Here is a 25367-nt window from a genome sequence, read left to right as displayed (position 1 = left end):
ACATAGAGTAATGATTCTAACCAAAAAGCTTCACATTGACGCGATATAGTTTGGTTATATGGCTAGCACATACCATTAAAACAGCGATTGATATCGTCAAATGCAATCGTGAGCGAAAATTAGCCCAACAAACCAGTGCCGTGACAATCACTAGCATGAAATTGACCCCCTAGACTGACATTGGCGTAAATTAGTCATTTAAGATATAACTAGCAGCAACAAGGTACTTTGAAACGGCTGAGCATCGTCCTTAAACTGCGATGGCCATTTAGCTTGGATTTAAATTACTTTTTATAACCGACTGAGCGACAAAAGCATGGCCAATTGGCGTTTTATCCACACCAAGGTGATATGTAAAATAGCCATAAAACACAAGGCATTAGCGATAAAACCCAGGTAAGGCCTTAACAATTGTTAATAGAAATGCATGTGCTAATAACCAAATGGAATAAAGAAGATGAAACTAGCATTTCTCAAGCGCTTAAACCGCACTATGATTTAGCTATACAAAAAAGGAGCAAGCAACCCATGAGCAAAATTTACGAAGACAATTCACATACGATTGGTCACACCCCTCTTGTTAAGCTTAACCGCGTTAGTAATGGTAATGTGCTAGCAAAAATAGAAGCACGTAACCCAAGCTTCAGTGTGAAGTGTCGTATCGGTGCAAATATGATCTGGGATGCCGAGAAAAACGGTACACTGACCCAAGGTAAGGAGCTCATCGAGCCTACCTCTGGTAATACTGGTATTGCACTGGCTTATGTTGCTGCTGCTCGCGGTTATAAACTCACACTAACCATGCCTAACACCATGAGCTTAGAGCGACGTAAGTTACTAAAAGCACTGGGTGCTAACTTAGTCCTTACTGAAGGTGCTAAAGGTATGAAAGGCGCCATTGATAAAGCCGAAGAGATTCGTCAATCAGCACCTGAAAAGTATGTGTTGCTACAACAGTTTGACAACCCTGCTAACCCAGAAATTCATGAGAAAACCACTGGTCCTGAAATTTGGAATGACACAGATGGTAGCGTTGATGTTGTTGTCGCTGGTGTCGGTACCGGCGGAACAATCACAGGTGTGAGCCGTTATATTAAAAATGCCCAAGGCAAAGCGATTACTTCTGTTGCCGTAGAGCCTGTCGACTCGCCTGTGATTGCGCAAACCTTAGCGGGTCAAACAGTCCAACCTGGACCACACAAAATTCAAGGTATTGGCGCCGGATTCATTCCTGGCAACCTAGATTTAGAAATGGTTGATCGCGTTGAAGCTGTTAGCAACGAAGACGCAATTGAAATGGCGCAACGCCTAATGAAGGAAGAAGGCATTTTAGTCGGTATTTCTTCAGGTGCAGCTGTTGTTGCCGCTAATAGAATCGCCGCACTGCCTGAGTTTGCAGATAAGAATATCGTCGTTATTCTGCCTTCAGCAGCTGAGCGTTATCTGTCTTCAGTGTTGTTCCAAGGCCAATTTGGTGACGCTGAAAACGTTCAATAAATTCAATGACTGAATTTAAAAAGCCCCGAATGTTCGGGGCTTTTTTGTATCTGCTGCTTTGGTATCGCTGCTAGTACGCTTGTAAGATATTCTCAAGAGAGCGACTAACAATTCGCTGTAGCAAATCGGCGTCAAGCTGTCGATTGGTAACTGCACGATACTCCAACAACTTAATAATGGCTAAAACCTGATGAGCATCGGCCAGCGGATCTGCAGATCCTAGCTGGACAAAAAAGCGCTCAATTGTGCTGATGAAACTATCGTCCAGCACTTTAATTGCATCGGCTAATTGTTGATTCCGTAATGCTTCTTCATGGAATGCACTTTCCAGGATTCTGTCATCACGATGACTGACCTGTTCAGTAATGTGCAGACAGATCATCTCTGTTAACACTGAAGCCAACTGGGAGTTGTTTAGTGCTTGAGCTTGGGTTTGACTTGCAGTAGCCAACATAGCAAAAGCTTTTTCTTCAAGTGCCTTATTCATCCAAAGCGTTTTTTCAGCGAAATAAGTTAACGCATCACTGATCAAAATTTTAATATCAGAGAAGTAATAGGTGGTCGACGCCAGCGGAACTTGGGCCTCTTCGGCTATCGCACGATGTCTAACACCGCGTATTCCTTCACGGACAATCACCCTCAATGTCGCTTCTAAAATAGCAACTCGCCTTGTTTCACCGTCACTTCTCGACGTTTGTTTACCAAGATAGCGTAAGCCGTGCTCCACAGTACTTCCTTAGCCGTGTATGAGGAATTACAAGATACCACTCTATGCTCCCTTAGGGCTACAGGCGGGCCGTCCTAATAGCTCAAAATATCGAAATGCTACCCCAATTTAATTGGGACGGAATTAATCTGATTAAGTGAGATAAGCATAAAAACATTCAAGAATGACTTATCCATAATTTAAGAGAAATTTACCTAAAAAATAAAATGAATAAGCTCTCACTAATTAATCCCTGCTAATGGAATACCCAACACAATGTTTATGACTTACCTAAACACTGCGACAAAACGGTTTCTGTAGATAGCGATTAATAGGGAAAATGTAACAAGCCCACTAATTTTGACGACATTATTAACGTACAAAAAATTAACAAAAGAAACCCTTCAGTTCAGTCAACCTTTAGACTGAATAAATGCCATACGAAAACCTATTAAGTGAGATTTTCGCTGGATTTTTATACTTTAGCATTATTTTTTTAATTTTTTTGTGCAACTTTTGTATAACAATGTTCACTATTGTTTTTCTAAGAAGCGCCACAAAGCAACATTAACACAACCCTTTAAGCACACAATAAATAACAAATATTAACAACAAACAAACAAGTACAATAAAAAATAAACCATCAGTTTAAACATTGTTAAATTTATGTGTTTATTTGGTATCACACCAGCAAAATACAAGTGTAAATGCGATGTTGCGAGCGTCATTTTCTTGTGGTTATATCTCCACCCTGGTGAGAGTCATTACCAATATGTAACGGTAATGATTATATCCAGCATAAAAACAAACAATATTTAACACTTAATGAGTGTCAGGGAGATAAACATGCAGTCCAATTCTGTAGTAGCTAAAGCGATTCGCTTTGCTTTGATTGGTGGTGCAGCAACAGCAGCACTTAGCTCACCAGTTGTTATCGCAGCTGAAGGTGACAATGTAGAACGTATCGAAGTTACAGGCTCACGTATCAAACGTACCGACCTTGAAGGGTCTTCGCCTATAACCACTATTAGCGCAGCTGATATGGAAAAAACCGGAGAAATGTCTGTTGCAGATGTTCTCAGACGCAGCAATATTAATACTTTCGGATCTTTTGCAGAATCTTCAGGAAGCACATGGCAAAGCCAGGCTAACATCTCTCTACGCGGTGCAGGCGCAGACAGAACGCTTGTCCTTCTAAACGGTAAGCGTATGCCTGGTTCACCTACATTAGGTGGTACAGCTGTTAACCTTAACACGATCCCTACAGCGGCTATCGAAAGAATCGAAGTTTTAACTGACGGCGCCTCTGCAGTCTACGGTTCTGATGCGGTTGCTGGTGTTGTAAATATTATTACCAAAAAGAATTTTGATGGATTAGAGGTTTCTGCAACAGGCTCGAACCCTCAACAAGCAGGTGGCGAAGAGTGGAAAACTCACGTCATCGGCGGTATTGAGGGAGAAAAGGGAAGCATGACTTTTTCTTTCGAGCACCAAAACAGAGAGATCATCTATCAACGCGACCGCTGGTTCTCTAGCTCTACAAATGTTCTAGCAGATAAGTATGCTGACACGACAGGTGTATCAGCCTACGCTCGTAATTTCTTAAATATGACAACGGGTCAATTTAACCCGATGGCTGCATGCGATAACGAAAAGATGGTTGGTGGGGGTCATATTTATGATTACGGCGACGGCGACTACATTTGCGGCTATGACTATACTTCCGAAGCTGCCGACCACGCGGCTCGCCAGTACACAGCAGGTTACGTTAACGCAGATTATGAGATAACCGACGAAATAAGATTTGAAGGTCAAGGCCTATTCTCTCGGAATGAAACTTTTGGTCGCTATGCGCCGGCTGCTGGCTGGTTTAATGTAGATGCAGGTCAAGTAGACATCCAAAACATCGATGAAAACGGAAACAGTACTGGCTCGGTCAAAAATCCTGATGCTGGTCGTGTGTACTATCGATTTACCGATGTAGGAACCCGTGACTCTACTACTATCGATTACAGTACCGACATTCAAGTAGGTCTTGTCGGCGAACATGATGAGTTTGGTTGGGACGTAACTTATCACTATAACTTGGCTGAAAATAGTAACTATGGTGAAGGGTACGTTCATCGCCCTACAGTAGAAAATTTAGTGAAAAGTGGTGAGTTTAACTTTGGACCTGAAGGAAATAGTGAAGACGTTGTTGCAGCGATCACTCACGATACACTTAAGCAAGATACTATGGAGTTCCAAAGTTTAAATGCTGGTGTTAACTTCGAAGCTATTGATCTACCAGCTGGTGTGGTGGGATGGTATTTCGGCACCGAATACATGGAATATAAATACCAAGCTAAAGTAGATGCTGAATCAGCTGCTGGTGAAGTAATTGGCTCCTCGGGTAACGGCTCTGGCGGTGATCGAGAAGTGTTTGCAGTATTTGCAGAGTCTATTATTCCCGTAACAGACGATCTTGAACTGAACTTTGCATTTCGTTACGACAATTACTCTGACTTTGGTTCTGCAACTACACCAAAAGTAGCATTAAGATACCAAGTAATCGACGATGTAGTGCTTCGTGCTTCTTGGGGTCAAGGCTTCCGAGCACCTTCTCTTTCAGATTTGTATGCAGCAGATTCATTTAGCGCTGACACCGCAACCGATTACCACTACTGCGAAACTCAAGGTACTTCGGCATCGGATTGCAAAGCGAAACAATACGATGTTACTCGTACTGCCAACTCTGAACTAGAACCGGAAACATCTGATTTCTATAACGTAGGCGTCATTTGGAACTTAACCGACAACCTTAGTTCAAAAGTTGAGTATTACAACCTTAACATTAAAGATGTGATCACTTTTGTATCTTTAGATTCTTTGCTAAAAGAAGAGAAAAAAGTGGGTTACGGCAATCTAGCTCTTGGTGATATCAAGCGTGTAGGTGATGACCCGAATGGCAAAATTTTATCGGCGACTACCCCACAAGTGAATGGCAACGGATTCGATACCTCTGGCATCGATTTCAACCTTACTTATTCTGGTTTAGAAACAACTGTTGGTGACTTCGGTTCAACTTTCGATTTAACTTATGTTATTGACTACAATGATGAAGAGTATTTCGATGGGCCTGTTAACAACAAAATTGGCCGAAATGGTATGCCTGAATTCCGCTTCACTTGGGTTATCGATTGGAATTATGGTGACCACGGTGCATCACTGTTAACTCAATACATTGACGGACAAGCAGAGAAAACGGATCCTAACACTTATGAGCAACTAGGATCTCTACCTTCACAAACTACATTCGATGCAACATACAGCTATAACACTTCTTGGAATGGTAAGCTGACACTTGGTGTTCGTAACATTACTAACGAAGACCCAGTGCTAGACTCAGATCTAGAGTACGATTCTTCATTGTACAACCTGTATGGCCGCACTTATACGGCGACATACACGCAAAAGTTCTAAAATTAAAAGCCTAGGGGAGACCCTAGGCTTTTTTCTTGGCCCGCCTATCAAACAAAGCCAAAATAGTGGGCACTGATAACAACCCCGCTCGATACAACAAACAATGCCAGCATAAAACGCCAAATAAACTTAAGCCAATCGCCCCAATCAACACGACACACACCCAATGTGGCCATTAAAGAAGCTGACGTTGGCACCAATACATTGGTAAAACCATCACCTAACTGGAACGCCAGTACTGCGGTTTGCCGCGTCACGCCCACAATATCAGCCAGTGGTGCCATCAACGGCATTGTCAGTGCTGCCTGACCTGACCCCGAAGTCACAAAGAAATTAAACACCGATTGAAATAGCAACATAAACCAGGCAGAAAAGACTGCCGGTAGCTGACCAATAAACTGCCCAGCAGAGTTAAGCACAGTATTGAGCACACTAGGCGCTGTAGCGTCGCCACCACCCAGTAAAATAAGAATACCTGATGCACAGCCTACTAATACTGCAGGCTCCACCATAGTCGCTGCCCCCTGCTTGAAACTGCTTGCCACTTTATTGGCTGTCATACCATTAAGTTTAAACACCGCGCCAATAAGACCCACAATTATACCCATGGTAAAAAACTGGCTGGCAATTTCAGGAATGAACCAAGCATGGGCAATGACCCCCCAAATCACCCAGGCAATCGTGGCGACAATAGTGGCGAGAACCAATATGTCACCGACATTAAAGCGCGCATTGATATCGGCATTGTCTTGATTGTCCCGAAAGTACTTATCACTATGATAGCTATAAGATAACTTAGGTTGGCGCTGAATTTTAGCGGCGTAGCGCATAGTGAAAGCTAACCCCATTAAAGTAAAACCGGCCCACATCACACCACGAACTCCAGCACCAGAAAGCACCGGCACCCCAGCAATGCCTTGTGCAATGGCGACACTAAATGGGTTCATCCATGAGCTAGCAAAACCTATCTGGGTTGCTGCATAGGTCACCATCACAGTAGTGATGCCATCGTACCCAAGCCGAATCATCAATGGGCAAATAATAATCGCAAACGCAATGGCTTCCTCACCCATACCAAAAACAGCACCGCCAAGTGAGAACAGACAAAACAACACTGGAATAAATATCGCTTCGTTACCTCGGGTGCGATCAATCAGTTTAAGAATGCCGTTGTCTATGGTGCCCGTTGCCATCACTACACCAAATGAGCCACCGATCACCAGCATGAACATAATCACGCCAATCGCACTGCCCCACTTTGAGCCGGACACGAGACCTTCAAAAGCAAAGTTAAAAAAGCCTATACCGCCACCACCGGCGAATAGTCCAACGGGCTCAATAACCGCTTGCCCTAGTTCATCGAGCTGATAATTGAATGAATTGGGATCCACCACGGTACGGGTCTTCTCCACACCGTCACTGACATACTGCACCTCTTGAGTGCTAAATGAGCCAATAGGAACAACATAAGTCAACGCCATGGCCAGCAAAGCGACAAAGAAAATGATGACCAGTGTATCGGGTAGTTGAAATTTACCTGTCGGGCTTGGCGGTAAAGTCGCAGGGTTGGAGCTGTTATTATTATCTAGTGTGGACATGGCTAATGTTGTGGTTATTGTTTTAGCGCAAAATATAAATCATTGTCGGCCGTAATCACAGACAAAATGCGCTTAACAATGCGGTTTTTTCCTCTAATCACTGCCCTAGTCCCCACCCTTCTTCAAAGGGTCAAACACAGTAAGTTTCTTAGCCAAAGTGGTTTTTTGCTGTTATGTTTATTAGCCTTCACTGTACAAATGTTAACTTGCTCGCAAAATGCAAACTTACCGGTTAAATATCAGGCTTAAATAGGTGTATCGATGGGGCTGTTATGCTAATATTGATTACGGTAAATTGGTCTTACCAATTTACATTTGAGGGTGCAGCGTTAAGATTAATGCGATGTAATTTTATTACAGAATAAGCTGCAAAAGCTGAATAAAGTGATCAAGATCACGACAGTAAATTACACATTTACTATACTAGCTCCCTGTAGAAGCCCTTTACATTAGAAGTGGTTTCTTTAACTAACAATCAAATCTATATTGGTGGATAAAACCAATTTATAAGGACGATAAAGGTTAGAGATGCAAAATAGCCCCAGCCCATTTGATGCCATCACGCCGGCTAACACTGCCCAAAAGGTAGAAGACACAGCCGTTGTTAAGGTTAATCGTGACACCGTATCAACATTGGTGTTAGCCATGACGGCTGGTTTGTTTATTGGTCTTGCCTTTATTTTCTATGTTGTGGTGACTGCCGGTGGCCATGACCTTCCCTATGGACTCAATAAACTCATTGGTGGTTTATGCTTCAGTCTGGGACTCATATTAGTTGTCGTGCTCGGTGGCGAACTATTCACATCTAGCGTGCTTACTCTAACCGCCAAACTCAGTAAACGTGTTTCACTAACCGCGATGCTAAAAAACTGGGGCTTGGTTTATATTGGTAACTTTGCTGGTGCCATGTTACTTGTGCTGCTAATGATCAGTGCTAAGCACTATGAGTCCGGTCATGGACTAGTAGGTTTAGGGTACCTTGCAACCGCACAAGCGAAGTTACAGCACTCTTTTATACAAGCTATTGCATTAGGCATTATGTGTAACATCATGGTGTGCCTTGCCGTCTGGATGGCCTACGCGGGTCGCACGGTCACAGATAAAATCATCGCCGTCATCTTGCCCGTTGCCATGTTTGTCGCCGCAGGATTTGAACATTGTATCGCCAATATGTTCTTAATCCCGATGGCTATCATCACCAAGCAAGTCGCTTCAACCGAATTTTGGGCGCAAGCTGGAGTAGATCCAGCTCTATACGCCGATGTAACTTGGAGCCAATTTGTGTTTGCTAACCTCATTCCCGTCACAATAGGTAATATTATTGGCGGTGCGTTGTTCGTTGGCATGACTTATTGGTTTGTTTACCGTCGCCCTGCGCTAAAGCGCGGCTCCGACGCCTAACAGTAGTAACCCAATTCTTAACTTAAGGTATTTATACTATGAGCGAAAATACTGAAAAATTTTTAGCAGCATGGGAAGGTTTCGCCGCTGGTGACTGGAAAACTGAAGTCAACGTTCGTGATTTTATCCAATTAAACTATACCCCCTATGAAGGCGATGAAAGCTTCCTAGCGGAGGCGACCCCTGCCACTGTCTCTTTATGGGACAAAGTGATGGAAGGAATCAAACAGGAAAACCGCACCCATGCGCCTGTAGACTTTGATACCGATAAAGTCTCTACCATTACTTCACATGATGCTGGTTATATTAATCAAGAACTGGAAACCATTGTTGGCCTGCAAACTGATGCGCCGCTTAAACGCGCCATGTTGCCAAATGGTGGTATTCGTATGGTTGAAGGCTCATGTGCCGCTTACGGTCGTGAACTTGATCCGAATATTAAATATGTTTATTCAGAACTGCGTAAGACCCATAACCAAGGTGTATTTGATATTTACACCCCAGAGATCATGCGTTGCCGTAAGTCTGGTGTACTAACCGGTTTACCTGATGCCTATGGCCGTGGCCGTATTATTGGTGATTATCGCCGTATTGCGCTCTATGGTATCGATTACTTGATGCAAGACAAATTTGCTCAATTTGGTTCGTTGCAGCCTCGCTTTGAAGCGGGTGAAGATTTAAGTGCAACCATGCAGTTGCGTGAAGAAATTGCAGAGCAGCACAAAGCACTAGGTCAAATGAAACAGATGGCTGCCAGCTATGGTTTCGACATTTCGGGCCCAGCAACCAACGCTAAAGAAGCCATTCAATGGACTTACTTTGGTTATTTAGCCGCTGTTAAGAGCCAAAACGGCGCGGCGATGTCCCTTGGCCGTACCTCTAGTTTCTTAGATGTCTATATTGAACGCGACATCAAAAATGGTGTACTCACAGAGCAACAAGCTCAAGAAATGGTTGACCATTTCGTGATGAAACTGCGTATGGTACGTTTCCTCAGAACACCTGAGTATGATGAGTTGTTCTCGGGCGATCCAATCTGGGCGACTGAATCCATTGCCGGTATGGGTGTTGATGGCCGTACCTTAGTGACTAAGTCAAGCTTCCGCTTCTTGCACACGCTCTACAACATGGGCCCAAGCCCAGAGCCAAACATTACTGTTCTTTGGTCTGAAAAACTGCCACTGAGCTTTAAAAAATACTGTGCAAAAGTCTCGATTGATACCAGTTCAATCCAGTATGAAAACGATGACTTAATGCGTCCAGATTTCGACTCTGACGATTACGCGATTGCCTGCTGTGTTAGCCCAATGGTTGTCGGCAAGCACATGCAGTTCTTCGGCGCTCGAGCCAACTTAGCTAAAACCATGCTTTACGCCATCAATGGCGGCGTGGATGAAAAGTTAAAGACACAGATTGGTCCTAAGTCAGCACCTATCAGTGATGAAGTCCTTAACTACGATGATGTCATGGGTCGTTTAGACACTATGATGGATTGGTTGGCTACCCAATATGTTTCTGCACTTAATGCTATCCACTTCATGCATGACAAGTATTCATATGAAGCGGCATTAATGGCATTACACGACCGCGATGTGCGTCGTACTATGGCTTGTGGTATTGCGGGCTTGTCTATTGCGGCTGACTCGCTATCAGCAATTAAATTTGCCAAAGTGAAGCCGATCCGTGATGAGAATGGCATTGCCGTCGATTTCGACATCGAAGGTGATTATCCGAAGTTTGGTAACAATGACCCACGTGTTGATGATATCGCCAGTGAACTGGTTGAATGCTTCATGGGTAAAATTCGCCACATGAAAATGTACCGTGATGCTATCCCAACACAGTCAATTCTTACTATTACCTCAAATGTGGTTTACGGTAAGAAAACCGGTACTACACCAGATGGTCGTCCAGCAGGGGCTCCTTTTGCACCGGGTGCAAACCCAATGCACGGTCGTGATGAGAAAGGCGCTGTTGCCTCGCTCACGTCAGTGGCTAAACTGCCTTTTGCACATGCTCAAGACGGTATCTCTTATACCTTCTCGATTGTGCCTAATGCATTAGGTAAAGGTGAAGATGGTCGCCGTGCTAACTTAGCAGCGTTAATGGATGGCTATTTTGCGCACAGTGATAGCCGTGAAGGTGGCCAACACCTAAACGTCAACGTGATGAACCGTGAAATGTTAGAGGACGCAATCGTTAATCCGGACAAGTATCCACAATTAACTATTCGTGTTTCTGGCTATGCGGTACGTTTCAACTCTTTGACTGCTGAGCAGCAAAAAGATGTCATCACACGTACCTTTACACAAGGGCTGTAAAAATAAGCTAACGCTAGACTTTTAGTAGCAATAAAGTAGGTTGTCATCTAAATTAGATCAGCCTACTTTTTATTACCCCTTGGAGCAAAAATGGCAGTAACAGGTCGGATTCATTCGCTTGAGTCTTTCGGTACGGTTGATGGCCCAGGCATTAGGTTTATCACCTTTATGCAAGGCTGTTTGATGCGTTGCCAATACTGTCATAACCGTGATACTTGGGACCTTCATGGTGGCCGCGAGGTCGAAGTTGAAGAGCTCATGGGCCAAATCCGCAGCTACAGACCGTTTCTAGAGTCCAGCGGCGGCGGAGTCACAGCCAGTGGCGGCGAGGCGATTCTACAAGCTGAGTTTGTCAACGAATTATTCAAAGCCTGTCGTCAAGAAGGTATCCATACTTGCTTAGATACCAACGGTTTTGTGCGTAAATATACGCCCATTATTGATCAATTATTAGATAACACTGATTTGGTATTATTGGATATCAAACAGGTTGATGACGATAAGCATATTGCACTGACCCATGTCAGTAATCAACGTACCCTTCAATTTGCCCACTATCTACACCAACGCCAACAAAAAACGTGGATACGCTATGTGGTTGTCGGTGGTTTTACCGATGATATTGAATCAGCCCAAGCACTTGCTGATCTGGTCAAGCCAATGACAAATGTTGAAAAAGTAGAACTATTACCCTACCACGAATTAGGCAAGCATAAATGGGAAGCCATGGGAGAGCAATATCAGCTTAGTGATATTTCCCCCCCATCAAGCGAGACCATGGCGGCGATAAAACAAGTGTTCATTGATGCAGGAATTAATGCCATTTACTAAGCTTGACTGACGTGGTGCTTTTAGAGCTCTTCCCAGTAGCTTTTATCGAGACGCTCAAAGGCAATTTTTAACACAATTGCCATGTCGAAGTAGCACGCTTTAGCGCCGAGGGGTTTACTCGATACCCCCATAGTATTGAGTTTAGATGTAAGTTGGTTGCACCAATCAAATAGAGTTAATGGTAATGGGTGCTGAGCACGCCATCCCAACCACAACAAACCTTGAATGGGTAGACTGATAAAAAATAACGCAATAGTGATAGCTTGAGGCAAAAATGCCCAACCATGAATATAGATTTGGCTCGCGGCAGCTAACAATGCCAATACCGGCATAAAACGCAATGACAATTGCGTCGCGCGCACCACACGATATTCAGGAAAATAAAAACTCAGCTGTCGCACCATAGGCCAAGTCTTCATATAACGACGACCCATGCCTAAGGTCTTAAACACATTAATGGTCAAAACGGCACCTAACTTTTAAAAGACTGTCTTTACCATAGCACAATCCGCCGTAAAGCCCCAAGGCTAAAGGGATGTGGTATAGCAGCATTAACGACCTAACTTCAGGTTTGCTTTCGCTAGCGCAGCAACAGCTACCAGTTAGGTCAACACAAATTCATACTTTGTATAAGGTTTTAAACATGTCAAACAAACTGGTACTGGTTCTAAACTGTGGTAGCTCTTCACTTAAGTTTGCCATTATTGATGCGGCAACCGGCGAAGACCAAATCTCCGGCCTTGCTGAATGCTTTGGGCTTGAAGATTCACGCATCAAGTGGAAAGTCGATGGCAAAAAAGCTGATGCCAGTTTAGGCGCGTATACGGCTCACCGTGAAGCTGTTGAGTACATAGTGAATAACATACTGGGTAGTCACCCAGAGATTGCTGAGCAAATCCAAGCCATTGGCCACCGTGTGGTGCATGGTGGTGAGAAGTTCACCCATTCTGTGATTATTGACGAATCTGTAATACAAGGCATAGAAGACTGCGCCGCATTGGCACCGCTACACAACCCCGCGCACTTAATTGGTATCCGCGCCGCGCAAGCCTCATTTCCTAACCTGCCACAGGTAGCGGTATTCGATACAGCATTCCACCAAACCATGCCACAAGAAGCCTATGTATACGCCTTGCCCTACAAGTTTTATCGCGAGCATGGTATCCGCCGCTATGGCATGCACGGTACCAGCCATCTGTTTGTGAGCCGCGAAGCTGCAAAAGCCTTAAATAAACCACTTGAGCAGAGTAATGTAATTTGTGCTCACCTAGGCAATGGCGCCTCTGTGACCGCGATTAAAGGTGGTAAAAGTGTTGATACTTCTATGGGGTTAACCCCCTTAGAAGGTTTAGTCATGGGAACACGTTGCGGAGACTTAGACCCATCGATTATCTACCATTTAGTTGACCGCTTAGGCTACACCCTCAAAGAGGTCAACGACTTAATGAACAAGCAAAGTGGTTTACTGGGTATATCTGAGCTCACCAATGATTGCCGCGGCATTGAAGAAGGCTATGAGAAAGGCCACAAAGGCGCCACACTAGCGCTCGAAATTTTCTGCTATCGACTCGCCAAGTACATTGCATCATACACAGTGCCGTTAGGTCGTTTAGATGCATTAGTCTTTACCGGTGGTATAGGTGAAAACTCAGATGTGATCCGTGAAAAAGTGCTCAACGCGTTGGCTATCTTTAACTTTGAAGTTGATAAAGCACGCAACCTTGCGGCACGTTTTGGTCAGCAAGGGCAGATCACCACAGACAATGGCCCTATCGCCATGGTTATCCCCACCAATGAAGAGTGGGTTATCGCTGAAGATGCTGTCGCACTGCTAAAGTAATTTGGTTTAATCCGATTAATATGGAAGAGACCGAGAGCTCTTCCTTTGACCACATTCAGCCATGCTGAGTGTCGATTGTCACTAAGAGGTTTTTATGTCTCGTAATATCATGCTAATCCCCATTGGTACCGGTGTGGGGTTAACTTCAATCAGTTTAGGTATGGTGCGCGCACTTGAGCGCCATGGTGTTAAAGTTCGTTTTTTTAAACCGATTGCTCAGCTCAGACCTACCGATACCGGTCCGGAGCGTTCCACCACTATTTTAAGTAAATCGCCAACGGTCAATCCGCTAGAGCCTTTTGATATGGCCCATGCTGAAAACCTGATCCGCGCCGACCAAACAGATGTGCTGATGGAGCAGATTATTGCCCGCGCAACTGAACAAGCTAGCCCATCAGAGACATTGATCGTAGAAGGGCTGGTACAGACCCGCAACCACCCTTTCTCAGACGATATCAACTACCAAGTGGCCAAGGCTCTTGATGCTGACATCATTTTTGTGGCCACTCCAGGTAACGAAACCGCAACGGCATTAATGCATCGTTTAGAGATTGCTCACAACAGCTGGGGCGGGAACAAAAATAAACGATTAATCGGTGCTATCGTTAATAAGATTGGCGCCCCGGTCGATAATGAAGGCCGTGCAAGACCAGATTTGTCAGAAGTCTTTGACCATCAGGACATTCAACGCTCTGATGCGGCGCACATGTTCCAGCTACCTGGCAAAAGCCCACTGCGCATTTTAGGTAGTGTGCCATACAATCTAGACTTGGTTGCACCGCGTGCCTCCGATTTAGCCAAGCATTTACGTGCACGCATTATCAATGCCGGCGAGATGAACACACGTCGCCTGCGCAAAGTCACCTTCTGTGCTCGCAGTATTCCCAATATGGTTACCCATATTAATACTGACTCATTGTTGGTCACCTCTGGCGATCGCTCAGACGTGATTGTCGCCGCTTGTCTTGCTGCCATGAACGGCGTAAAAGTTGGCGCACTGCTACTCACGGGTAGCTATGAGCCAGAACCTGAGATCATGGCGTTATGTGCACAAGCTTTCGATACCGGCCTACCGGTATTTTTGATCGACACCAATACCTGGCAAACCTCACTTAATATCCAACGATTTGACCATGAAGTACCGGTCGATGATGCGGTTCGCATTGAAGAGGTGCAAGAATACGTTGCCAGCCATATCGACCAAAACTGGGTTGAAAGCATCACTAAAGACTCGCCGCGCGAACATCGCCTGTCACCTCCCGCCTTCCGTTATAAGCTCACTGAATTAGCTAGAGCTGCGAGAAAGACCGTGGTACTGCCAGAAGGCGATGAACCACGCACCATTGAAGCCGCAGCGATTTGTGCTGAGCGTGGTATTGCCAAATGTGTGTTGCTAGGTAATCGCGATGAGATATTACGTATCGCCGACCAACAAGGCGTTTCGCTAGGTGAAGGGGTTGAAATTGTTGAGCCAGAAGCCGCACGCGAGCGTTATGTCGCGCCTATGGTTGATTTGCGCCGCCACAAAGGCTTAACGGAGGTTGTTGCCCGCGAACAACTCGAAGATAACATGGTGCTCGGCACTATGATGCTAGCGCAAGAAGAGGTCGACGGTATCGTTTCCGGTGCGGTCAATACCACAGCTAATACTATTCGCCCGCCACTGCAGTTAATCAAAACCGCACCGGGTTCAAGTCTGGTATCTTCTATCTTCTTTATGCTGATGCCTGATCAAGTATTGGTTTATGGTGATTGCGCCATTAACCCTGATCCCAACGCGGAACAATTAGCCGATATTGCCATTCAATCGGCTGAGTCGGCTGCGGCTTTTGGCATCGAACCTCGAGTGGCCATGATCAGTTACTCTACCGGTAGTTCTGGAACAGGCTCTGATGTTGATAAAGTACGTGAAGCGACCCGTATTGCCAAAGAGAAGCGTCCAGATCTCGTGATTGATGGTCCACTGCAATATGATGCGGCTGTTATGCCAAACGTAGCCCAATCTAAAGCGCCTAATAGCCCCGTAGCTGGTCAAGCAACGGTATTTGTATTCCCAGACTTGAATACCGGTAATACCACCTATAAGGCTGTACAGCGTAGCGCTGATCTGATCTCTATTGGTCCAATGCTGCAAGGTATGCGCAAACCGGTCAATGACTTATCACGCGGCGCATTGGTCGATGATATTGTTTACACCATCGCCCTGACTGCTATCCAAGCATCTCAAGGTAAGTAGCCCCAATAGCCACAAAAAAAGCCTGTCATCAACGACAGGCTTTTTTATGGGCGATCGATCAACGATCGGCAACTGACCGACACTTTAAAGCTTAAAAACTCACAATGCGTCAATTTTTAACCAGCAAAATTTATAAAGCAACATCAGCCACTTATAAGTTATGCATCTAGTCTTCAACATAGTTATCCCCAGATTCTGTGGATAACCGTCATCAGTTATTCATTAAGATATGACGGATCAAAGCCAATACGTCAAGCCTTAGCGATTCAAGTGCTGCATTTATACCCAAATTCCGCGCCTAACCCGTGATTGAACGAACGAGCTACCAATAAGCCACAATCTCAGTTAAGCTGCTTTTACCATGTGTACAGGAAGTCTCACTTAACAAAATGAAAAAGCTACTCTTGCTGGTTTTACTCTTAGTTAGTGCATGTAGCCCAGACTCAGAAATGGGCCAAAAGCCGTTAACACCAGAACAAGTCTCCCTAGGGTTCTTTCAAGCTATCTATATTGATAGAGATGTAGAAAAAGCAAAACAGTATGTCAGTGAGCCGATGCAAAAAATACTCGGACATTACTACATTGCCTCAGCTGTGCAACGCCACGTGCTCAATTTATCTATGACCGATGTCACCATGGAGATTGAGGAGATCAATATTGATTTCTTTCGCAAGTTTACCGACGATGTCACGGTTATTGTCAAAATGACCGGGTTGCGTGGCGGTAGTCCCTGGATTGATGACCGCACATTGCGCTTGCATAAGCACAAGAAAAGTTGGGTCATCGTTGAAGTATTGCCAGAGAAAGGCAACCTCAACTGATTGAGCTCTACTAATGATCTCAAAAAGCAGGCAAAAAAATAGCAATCAATTGATTGCTATTTTTTATTGAGGTCTTGTTAGCGCATACAGCGCTCCGCCTCAGATGTGCTGTTTAGCTTCCTTTAATCCAAAAACGCTTCTTCGTCCTTTTCTACCGGCAAAGATTCAATCACGTCATCTTGTACCTGATAATATGCGTTTTCGTATTCACGAAATTCCATAACAACTCCAAATTTAAATAGTAGGGTACGAGGCATGCTTGTTATTTAGGTCTGCATTTTTGCCATTATTAGAATCTATGCCAAACCAGCAAAATTCTTACCCGCAGTATACTACTTCAAAACCAAAACTTACAGAAAACTTTCAAAAAAGTTTCATTCAAAAGGTTTTAAAGGTGTTTATTGGTTAGACAACCGGCAAAAAAGTAACTCAACATGAAAGACTTTCAGTTTTTTATCCATTTTGATGATAAAAGCATCACTACTTACAACATAAAAATCTATCTTTGCAGCAAAATCACAACAACACTTAATACACAGTTCAAGTAATCGGCAGTGTCTGTGATGCATCAATAGCGACAGTAAACTGCCTAGCTTGTGACCCACAACTTATCAACCGCAACAATCATCGGGTGCGTCACAGGGGAAGGTCAATTGAAGCGGCTGAGTTTTCTGCATTAGTGAGGTGTAACAATGAACGAACTAATTGAGTATGAGGCAGGTGTATTAGTCGATCTGTTAGCTGAAGGAGACGACTTACAAGTACAACTATTTATGGATAAAATGAATATTCCTTTTGATGTACAAGGTCAACTATTAACGGCCATGGCTGCAATCCGTCGCCCCGATCAATTATCCATCGCCAAGGTTATCGAATCACACGGCCACTCTTCATTGAGTGACCGTTTGGGCTATTGAATTGGGTGCAGCAAAATTGTCACCGTTAGCGCTATCGGGCAGTGATAGCACTATCAACACAAAAAAATAGCCCAGCGTAGCTGGGCTATTTTGTACCTATGTAAACAATGTCTAATACCGTCACAGAACGAACAACGGTTCTGTTGCCCGCAAGATTTGTTGAGTTAACGGTAGCGCAGTACTTTTAACGCTTTATCGGGGTCAACATCCTTAAAAATAGCCGGATTAGCTATTTGCTCAACAAAGGTCAAGGTGGGGCTGTTCTCTGCAACCTGCGCTTTCAAGAATTCAATACCCAATTCTGGCGCGTTCAAGCACAGTAGCACTTCCCCCTCTTCAGCTAACAGTGTCGGTAAACGCTTTAGTAATCGCGCATAATCTTTAGTGGCAACAAAGCTGCCCCGTTGATTACTTGGGGGATCAGCAATAATCAGATCATAGGGGCCTAGCTTAGTTAATTTACCCCATGACTTGAAAATATCATGGCCAAGGTATCTCACTTGATCAGCAAAGCCATTAAGTAAATGATTTTGCTTACCGATACTAAGCGCGCCTTTGCTCATATCGATATTAACCACACTGTCTGCACCACCTTGCATCGCCGCCACAGAAAATCCGCAGGTATAAGCAAATAAATTGAGCACTTTTTTACCCGCACTATGCTGTTTTACCCACTGGCGACCATTGCGCATATCCAAAAACAAACCATGGTTCTGGCCGCGCATTAAATGAACTTGATACTTAGCGTCATCCTCTACCACTACATGCGGGTCGCTTACCTGCCCTTCTATAATTTCTGTGTGGGTCTGGCCGCCCTTACGAAACTGATACACCAAGTTCAATGGCGCCTGACTTTCCACAGCCTGCCAGCGCTGCTTAATGGCACTATGAGCTTGCTCTAGCGCTTGTTCATCAAGCTCCTTAAAACTGGTTAACAACACCACAGGTGGGAAAAAGTCTAAGTTAATGTGCTCACTACCTGGATAACAACATCCTCGGCCATGAAATAGCCGTTCAACCTGTTGACCAAATTCAACCTTTGATACGGCTTCTAAAAATAACTGCATGATAGTAAAAATAGTCCAATAAATATTGTTGATTAATCGCGCGGCGTCTCAGCCTCAATGTCATCACTTGCCGCTTGTTGTCCGCTTGGCGAGCTCACATCGTCAGCTAATAATATCGCTAACCATCCGCCACTCTGGCTCGACTCTAGGGCGATTTTAACAATCATGGTCAGCGGCACAGACAACAGCATGCCCACCGAGCCCAATAGCCAGCCCCAAAAGATTAATGATAAGAACACCACTAAGGTCGATAAGCCTAGGCCTCGGCCCATATAACGCGGCTCTATAACGTTACCCATCACCATGTTAGTACCTAGATACAGCAACGCTGTCATCCCCGCAGCCCCTGGGCCAATTTGGATAAAGGCCAATAACACTGAAGGGATGGCGGCAATAATAGAACCGATATTAGGAATATAGTTAAATAGGAAGGCCACTACGCCCCATAGCAAAGCATAGTCGACACCAATAATCGCAAGACCAATACCGACAATCAGACCCGTCCCCATGCTCACCAGCGTTTTGATCACCATATACTGATTAACCGAGTGCAAAAACTTATCAATTTGCTTGAGACGCATGTCAGGATCATCGAGAGCAAAGTGTAATTTTTTCGGTAAAGTTTGTGCTTCAAACAACATGAAAACGACGGTCAAAATAATTAGAAACAGGTTAGCCATCACGCCACCAACGCTAGAGAGCATGTTGGTGGTCATGGACAAAGCAATACCCGGATCAAAATAGGCCAGTAACTGATCTCGTGAGACGGTGATGTTGAAAGCTTGCAGCTTATCGATAACCCAAGAGAACTGCTGCACCAACTGATCACGATAATGTGGCAATTGTTGACTAAATTCGTTGATGGAGCTTCCAACAATGGATGCAAGCCACAGACCCATCAATACAATGAACACCATTAATACCATGATGGCCAAACCACGCGGTACCCGATAACGGGCTAACCAATCGATAACCGGGTTACAAATCACCGCAATAAATGCTGATAGCACAAATGGCACTACAATTGGACTTGCCGCCTTAATTCCTGCCAGAATAACGACGAGAAACGCCATTATCGCGAAGCCCTTGTAAGCCACGCCTTGATTCTCAAACCGACCCATATTAATAAAAGTCCTTCTAGAATTACCTTATAGTTGATAGGCTACAAATATGTTAACGACTAAAAACATGAGCTTATGAATCCTCAAATCGCCATTATTCGAATAAAAAATCTGCGCCTACGTACCTATATCGGTATTAAAGATGATGAAATAAACAATAAACAAGATGTCACTATTAACGCACAAATTCACTACTGTGCCAGTAAAGCCCGTGATAGTGACAACATGGATGATGCTCTGAATTATCGCACGATTACAAAAAAAATCATTGCTTTAGTGGAAAACAATCGCTTTTCTTTACTTGAGCATCTTACTGACCAAGTATTGCAGATAACGAGCGAACATGACTGGGTCGATTTTGCCAGCGTTGAAATCGATAAGCCTCACGCATTGCGCTTTGCCGATTCAGTATCGCTGCAGCTGTGCTACAACAAATCACAAGCTTAACAATAGTGTGCAGCTTTCTATGAGCTGCACTTGTTCCCCTAGCCCTCTTGGTCACATTTTTGTTGTAATAAAACTGATCGACTTATCCGCTTTTTGTGTATATACCTAATAGAGCAGTAAATTTTAATACATCTTAGTTAGGCGGGAGCAGATTATGCATATCTTGATCACTGGCGGTACCGGCTTTATCGGCCAACAACTTATCAAGCAATTATCTGCACACCAGCTAACCATAGTGACGCGCTCAATGGTCAATGCCCAGAAAACATTGGGTCATCAACACCAATACCTAAACAACTTAGGGGCATTAACCGACCTTGACCGCTTTGATGCTGTGATCAATCTCGCTGGCGAACCCATCGCTCAACGGTGGAGCTTCGCCAACAAGCAAAAAATTTGTGCTAGTCGCTGGGATTTAACCGCCAGACTCAGTGAACTGTTCAATCAAAGTAGTCACCCCCCCAAACATTTCATTAGTGCATCCGCCATTGGCATCTATGGCAACGGCGACGAGGCAGTTGATGAGCAAACGAGCCTGTGTAGTTTCGCCGAAACCGGAGCGGACGAGCAGTTTGCTCACAGTGTTTGCGCCAGATGGGAAGAGCTGGCGCTGAGTGCCCAAGACAGTACCCGTGTGGCCATTATTCGTATCGGTTTAGTATTGGGTAAAAATGGCGGCGCATTGGCAAAAATGTTACCCGCTTTCAAACTTGGGCTTGGTGGCAAAATAGCCAGTGGCTCTCAAGGTATGAGCTGGATCCACATTGATGACTTAATCGCACTGATTCTATATCTACTGGATAACGAGCAATGCCAAGGTATCTATAACGGTACTGCGCCAAACCCAGTCGATAATGCCACATTTACCCAACAGCTGGGCAAAACACTATCAAGGCCGACTTTGTTTCCCGCTCCTGAAAAGTTGCTTACGGTTGCCTTAGGTGAAATGGCGGAGCTGCTTACCCAAGGACAGTTTGTCAAACCCACTCGAACCCAAGCTGCGGGTTTTGAGTTTCAATATCCGCAATTAGGCCCGGCGTTAAAGCATATTTTAAAATAAACCCGCGGTAAATCTCTGGCCCTATTCGCCATAAAAAACGGCACTGTATCAGTGCCGTTTGTAAAAATGTCGTTCTATCTCATTATCTAAAGATAAACCCTAAACAATGATATGACTTTGGTTAAGCTCTTGCTTTGAGTAATTGCGAGCAAGATTGTTGCAGCAGTGCACGGCAACGCCAAGTCCCTAGGGCGGCAACAATAATCGCACCTGCGATGGGGGCTAACGCCCACCAAGGCCAATGCATATACACATTGAGCTCAAACACCTGGGTTTTGAGTAGATACAAAGTAAACTCTGCCACCACCACCGCCATAAAGCCGGCTATCGCCCCCAGTAACGCAAACTCAAGGCCAGTGGACCAACGCAGCAAACTGCCTGACGCGCCGAAAGTTCGCAATACCGCAAGTTCACGCTGACGTGTTGCCATCCCCGCTTCTGTTTGCGCCACCAGCACTAAGCTACTGGCTGCGAGTACCAACACCAACACCAAGGTCAATGACAGAGACACCTGATCGATAATTTGCCGCAACTGCGCAACCATCGCTCCCACATCAATAATCGATACCGTTGGAAAATCTTGAATCAGTTCAATAATCAAATGGCGTTTAGATTCAGGCAAATGAAAACTGGCCATAGAGGTATAAGCAAAAGGCGCCAAGGCTTTCTCACTAAAAATCATGAAGAAGTTGGGCTGCAAGGTTTCCCAATGAACCGCTCTAAAACTCTTAACGGTAACGGTTAGCTCTTGATTATCTATCATGTACGTTAAGGTATCGCCAAGTTGCAGCTCTAAACGCTCAGCCACCTCTGACTCCACTGACACATCGTAATCATCAAGGTTAAACTCCCCAGCGACGATCTCGTTATTCTCAGGTAAGCTATTACGCCAAGTTAAATTGAGCTCACGCGAAATACCGACTCGACCGGGATCACCGTTTCTAGATTGCTCAGAAGAAATCAGCGTCTCACCATTAATCTGAGTCAGACGACCGCGGATCACCGGGTAAATGTCTGTCGCTTTAACATCATGCTTAGCAAAGTAGTCATTTAGTGGCGCCGCTTCATCGGGAGCAATATTCACTAAGAAGTAGTTTGGCGACTGTTCAGGCAACTGTTTTTGCCACTCATTGAGTAAGTCTTGTCTTAGGGCAATAATCGTCAACAACAACACCAGCGCTGCACTAAAGCCCACCAACTGGATAGCGTTTTGGCGCGCTCGGCGTCGCAGCCCAGCCAAGGCTAGCTGAAATGGGTTGGTGGTTTTCATGCCGACACTGTGTCCGGCACGAATCAAGGCAAAACCAAATAGGCTTAGCAATACTCCTAGCAGCAACACACCTGCGACAACAGTCATAGTTAACGCAATACTATTGGAGTACAGATAACCCAATAGCGCCATGGCGGCGAGGCTCAACAACAGGTGCAGCCACATGCCAAATTGCAAACCTTCAAGTTGGCGTTGCAGTACCCTTAGCGGTGGAATCGCCAGTAAGCGCAGCAGTGGATAAGCAGAAAACATAAACGCACTAATTAAACCGGTTGCCACCCCAAGCAGCACAGGCCTAGCTAACGGTGCCCCATAGGCAGCAATACTTTCAGGCAGGTAACTGGTGATAACCGCATCCAGCGCCAGGCCAGCAACAATGCCAAACACCACCCCTAGCAAGGTCACCAATAGCAGATGTAAGCCAAATAGAATACGGATCTGCTTGCGAGACGCACCGAAGGTTTTCAACATCGCCACGACATCAAAGTGACGTTGACAGTAGCGCTGCGCAGCAATACCTATCGCTGCACAGGCCAAAGCAATACCCAATAAGCTTGCCAATAATAAGAAACGCTCAGCCCGTTTGACAGCTTCGGCAATCGGCGAGTCACCCGATTGTACATCAACCCAGCGCTGACTGTTGTTGAGCAAAGGTTTAACCTGATTTTCAAACTGCTTGAGTACCGCGCTGTCACCAGCAAATTGGTACAAATAGGTCACCCGGCTACCCGGTTGGATAATGCCGGTTTTCGCCACATCTTCAATACGCATCAAAACGACAGGCGACGATGCAAACGGATTAAACCCTGCATCGGGCAAACGTGCAATTTCGCGGCTTAAGGTAAATTCACTGTTACCTAGCTCGAGCGATTCTGGATAACTCAAAATGCCGCCCAAGCGGGTCTCGTACCAAATACTGCCAAGCTCTGGTAGTCCTCGCGCAGGACCGGTATCCAACTCAATGGTTCCCTTAAGCGGATAGCCTTGCGCTACTGCCCTAACGGTGATCAGTTGAAACTCATCATTGGCATAAGCCATCGAGTTAAACTGCATACTGCTGACTTGTTGCAGCCCAAGTTCTTTAGCCTGTACCAGGATTTGCGGGTCTATCTCAACCGGGGAATTAATAATTCTGTCTGCGGCAATGAACTTTGACGCCTGACCATTAATCGCTATCTGTAACCTATCACTCACCCGAGCGAGTCCTGTTACTGACATTACCGCCAAAGTAATAGCAAGAATAATCAGTAGTAACTGCCCTTGGGATAGCTCACGTTTAAAAAGTCGCCAAGCTAAGCGTGCTTCCATTAGCTCGCCTCCTTGGCATCAACGGGATCAGAGTTTTCCGTTGCCAATGCTTCCGTTAGCACGCCAGAATTCATCATCAATTGGCGTTGACAACGCTTGGCTAACTGTAAATCATGAGTCACCAACACTAAGGTCGTATCACTTTCACGGTTCAGCTCAAACAACATGTCAGCAACGCGCTGACTGTTAGCGCCGTCCAGATTACCCGTTGGCTCATCAGCAAACAGGACTTTAGGCTCACAAATAAATGCCCGTGCAATCGCCACACGCTGCTGCTCGCCGCCAGAAAGTTGATTAGGTAGATGAGTCAAACGATGGGAAAGACCCACTCTGTCTAACATGGCTTCGGCTTTCTGTTTGGCATTAGCAATCCCAGCCAGTTCTGCGGGTAACATGACGTTTTCCAACGCATTCAAAGTGTCAACCAACATGAAGGACTGGAAAATAAAGCTGACTTTTTGCTTTCTTAATGCTGCTTTGCCTTCTTCATCTAGGCCATGCAATGCGCTGCCATCAAGATAAATCTCTCCTGATGACGGGGAATCAAGTGCTGCTAATAATCCCAGTAAAGTCGACTTGCCTGATCCTGATGGGCCAAGAATCGCAACACTCTCACCCGACTTGACATCCATTGAGATGCCATTGAGGATAGTAAGCTCTCCCTCTTGGGTCGTAACTTTTTTGATGAGATTATTTACTGTGATTGCCTTCTGCTGTGCCATATTATCCCTCGTATCTGCCAAACTTCGCGTTGGCTTAAGCGTTGTCTTACTGTCATGCGTATCATTATCAACTGCCTATGCTACCCCGATTTTGATTCTCGGTGATAGCCTTGGTGCCAGTTATGGTGTATCACCTGAACAAGGTTGGGTGAACTTATTACAGCAAAAAATGCCACAACATACCTTTATTAATGGCTCTGTTAGCGGCGAAACTTCTGCTGGCGGATTGCGTCGACTGCCCGCCCTGCTTGAATCTACGTCACCCAAATTGGTGTTAGTCGAGCTTGGCGGTAACGATGGCCTACGTGGCTTCCCGCCGAAACAGTTGAAAGAAAATCTTACAAAAATCATTCAACTATCTCAAAAGCAAGGCGCCAAAGTCTTGTTAAGTGAAGTCATGGTGCCGCCAAACTATGGTCCCCGTTACGCCAAACAATTTTCTGCTGTCTACAGTGAATTGGCCGACGAGTTTCAAGTTACCTTAATGCCTTTTTTCATGGAGCCCATCGCAATTGATCCCAATTTAATGCAACGCGATGGCATTCACCCTAACGCAGATGCTCAACCTATCATTACGGAATTTGTTTATCCTTGGATCAATAAAGCGCTATAAAGTTCTGCGCTTCGATTAACAAGACTTAGCGGATAAAAATTAAACGGAAAGTTGACTTAACCCTGCTAAAATAATGCTTTACACTAAAGATATTATTTTGCCTAGAATAAATATTTTCAGGGAGCAGGC

General features: G+C 45.0%; 19 protein-coding genes. 12 read left to right on the top strand and 7 right to left on the bottom strand.

Annotation, left to right across the window (positions count from 1 at the left end; genetic code table 11):
* Positions 1 to 528 precede the first annotated feature (528 nt).
* On the top strand, positions 529 to 1497 hold the full coding sequence (gene cysK / locus FLM48_RS08255; RefSeq protein ID WP_179024317.1) for a cysteine synthase A: 969 nt from the start codon (positions 529 to 531) through the stop codon (positions 1495 to 1497).
* A 70-nt stretch (positions 1498 to 1567) separates the two neighbouring features.
* Here cysK and FLM48_RS08250 read toward each other — a convergent pair whose 3' ends face one another.
* On the bottom strand, positions 1568 to 2224 hold the full coding sequence (locus tag FLM48_RS08250; protein ID WP_179024316.1) for a TetR/AcrR family transcriptional regulator: 657 nt from the start codon (positions 2222 to 2224) through the stop codon (positions 1568 to 1570).
* A gap of 825 nt (positions 2225 to 3049) precedes the next feature.
* Here FLM48_RS08250 and FLM48_RS08245 point away from each other — a divergent pair.
* Positions 3050 to 5665, top strand: coding sequence for a TonB-dependent siderophore receptor (locus tag FLM48_RS08245; protein ID WP_179024315.1), 2616 nt, complete (start codon positions 3050 to 3052; stop codon positions 5663 to 5665).
* Between the two features lie 47 nt (positions 5666 to 5712).
* Here the strand turns inward: FLM48_RS08245 and yfcC are convergent, their stop codons facing one another.
* Positions 5713 to 7263: a putative basic amino acid antiporter YfcC gene (gene yfcC, locus FLM48_RS08240; RefSeq protein WP_179024314.1), complete on the bottom strand. Its 1551-nt coding sequence runs from the start codon at positions 7261 to 7263 to the stop codon at positions 5713 to 5715.
* Positions 7264 to 7791: 528 nt separating this feature from the next.
* Between yfcC and focA the strand changes: the two genes are divergently transcribed.
* The 3 genes from focA to pflA all read left to right on the top strand — a co-directional run bounded on the left by focA (position 7792) and on the right by pflA (position 11816).
* On the top strand, positions 7792 to 8664 hold the full coding sequence (gene focA / locus FLM48_RS08235; RefSeq protein WP_179024313.1) for a formate transporter FocA: 873 nt from the start codon (positions 7792 to 7794) through the stop codon (positions 8662 to 8664).
* Between the two features lie 38 nt (positions 8665 to 8702).
* Positions 8703 to 10985 carry a formate C-acetyltransferase gene (gene pflB / locus FLM48_RS08230; RefSeq protein WP_179024312.1) on the top strand — a complete coding sequence of 761 codons (2283 nt, stop codon included), beginning with the start codon at positions 8703 to 8705 and terminating at the stop codon, positions 10983 to 10985.
* A gap of 90 nt (positions 10986 to 11075) precedes the next feature.
* Positions 11076 to 11816, top strand: coding sequence for a pyruvate formate lyase 1-activating protein (gene pflA / locus FLM48_RS08225; RefSeq protein ID WP_179024311.1), 741 nt, complete (start codon positions 11076 to 11078; stop codon positions 11814 to 11816).
* Between the two features lie 20 nt (positions 11817 to 11836).
* On the opposite strand, the gene yfbV is transcribed toward pflA, so the two are convergent.
* Positions 11837 to 12280 carry a terminus macrodomain insulation protein YfbV gene (gene yfbV, locus FLM48_RS08220; protein ID WP_028775198.1) on the bottom strand — a complete coding sequence of 148 codons (444 nt, stop codon included), beginning with the start codon at positions 12278 to 12280 and terminating at the stop codon, positions 11837 to 11839.
* 179 nt (positions 12281 to 12459) lie between these two features.
* Between yfbV and ackA the strand changes: the two genes are divergently transcribed.
* The 4 genes from ackA (at position 12460) to FLM48_RS08200 (ending at position 17630) form a co-directional block, all read left to right on the top strand.
* Positions 12460 to 13656, top strand: coding sequence for an acetate kinase (ackA, locus tag FLM48_RS08215; protein ID WP_179024310.1), 1197 nt, complete (start codon positions 12460 to 12462; stop codon positions 13654 to 13656).
* A gap of 94 nt (positions 13657 to 13750) precedes the next feature.
* Positions 13751 to 15892, top strand: a complete 2142-nt coding sequence (pta, locus tag FLM48_RS08210) for a phosphate acetyltransferase (RefSeq protein ID WP_028775196.1) — start codon at positions 13751 to 13753, stop codon at positions 15890 to 15892.
* A 389-nt stretch (positions 15893 to 16281) separates the two neighbouring features.
* A complete protein-coding gene (locus FLM48_RS08205; protein WP_028775195.1) occupies positions 16282 to 16713 on the top strand; it encodes a hypothetical protein in 432 nt (143 codons plus the stop codon).
* Between the two features lie 692 nt (positions 16714 to 17405).
* Positions 17406 to 17630 (top strand): hypothetical protein, encoded by a 225-nt coding sequence (locus tag FLM48_RS08200; RefSeq protein WP_179024309.1) that lies wholly within the window; start codon positions 17406 to 17408, stop codon positions 17628 to 17630.
* 164 nt (positions 17631 to 17794) lie between these two features.
* Here the strand turns inward: FLM48_RS08200 and FLM48_RS08195 are convergent, their stop codons facing one another.
* Positions 17795 to 18697: a class I SAM-dependent methyltransferase gene (locus FLM48_RS08195; RefSeq protein WP_179024308.1), complete on the bottom strand. Its 903-nt coding sequence runs from the start codon at positions 18695 to 18697 to the stop codon at positions 17795 to 17797.
* A 32-nt stretch (positions 18698 to 18729) separates the two neighbouring features.
* Positions 18730 to 19818, bottom strand: coding sequence for an AI-2E family transporter (locus FLM48_RS08190; RefSeq protein WP_179024307.1), 1089 nt, complete (start codon positions 19816 to 19818; stop codon positions 18730 to 18732).
* A gap of 75 nt (positions 19819 to 19893) precedes the next feature.
* Here FLM48_RS08190 and folX point away from each other — a divergent pair, with 75 nt between their 5' ends.
* A complete protein-coding gene (gene folX / locus FLM48_RS08185) occupies positions 19894 to 20265 on the top strand; it encodes a dihydroneopterin triphosphate 2'-epimerase (protein WP_028775192.1) in 372 nt (123 codons plus the stop codon).
* Between the two features lie 154 nt (positions 20266 to 20419).
* Positions 20420 to 21325 (top strand): TIGR01777 family oxidoreductase, encoded by a 906-nt coding sequence (locus FLM48_RS08180; protein ID WP_179024306.1) that lies wholly within the window; start codon positions 20420 to 20422, stop codon positions 21323 to 21325.
* Positions 21326 to 21446: 121 nt separating this feature from the next.
* Here FLM48_RS08180 and FLM48_RS08175 read toward each other — a convergent pair whose 3' ends face one another.
* Positions 21447 to 23903 carry an ABC transporter permease gene (locus tag FLM48_RS08175; RefSeq protein ID WP_179024305.1) on the bottom strand — a complete coding sequence of 819 codons (2457 nt, stop codon included), beginning with the start codon at positions 23901 to 23903 and terminating at the stop codon, positions 21447 to 21449.
* Positions 23903 to 24625 carry an ABC transporter ATP-binding protein gene (locus tag FLM48_RS08170; protein ID WP_179024304.1) on the bottom strand — a complete coding sequence of 241 codons (723 nt, stop codon included), beginning with the start codon at positions 24623 to 24625 and terminating at the stop codon, positions 23903 to 23905. Before FLM48_RS08170 ends, FLM48_RS08175 begins: the two co-directional genes overlap by 1 nt.
* Here FLM48_RS08170 and FLM48_RS08165 point away from each other — a divergent pair.
* Positions 24588 to 25238 carry an arylesterase gene (locus FLM48_RS08165; protein ID WP_179024303.1) on the top strand — a complete coding sequence of 217 codons (651 nt, stop codon included), beginning with the start codon at positions 24588 to 24590 and terminating at the stop codon, positions 25236 to 25238. The genes FLM48_RS08170 and FLM48_RS08165 overlap by 38 nt on opposite strands.
* Positions 25239 to 25367: the final 129 nt, after the last annotated feature.

This window comes from Shewanella sp. Scap07 (assembly GCF_013394145.1).
Taxonomy (GTDB): Bacteria; Pseudomonadota; Gammaproteobacteria; order Enterobacterales; family Shewanellaceae; genus Shewanella; species Shewanella waksmanii.
This window is presented reverse-complemented; position numbering and strand designations above follow the sequence as displayed.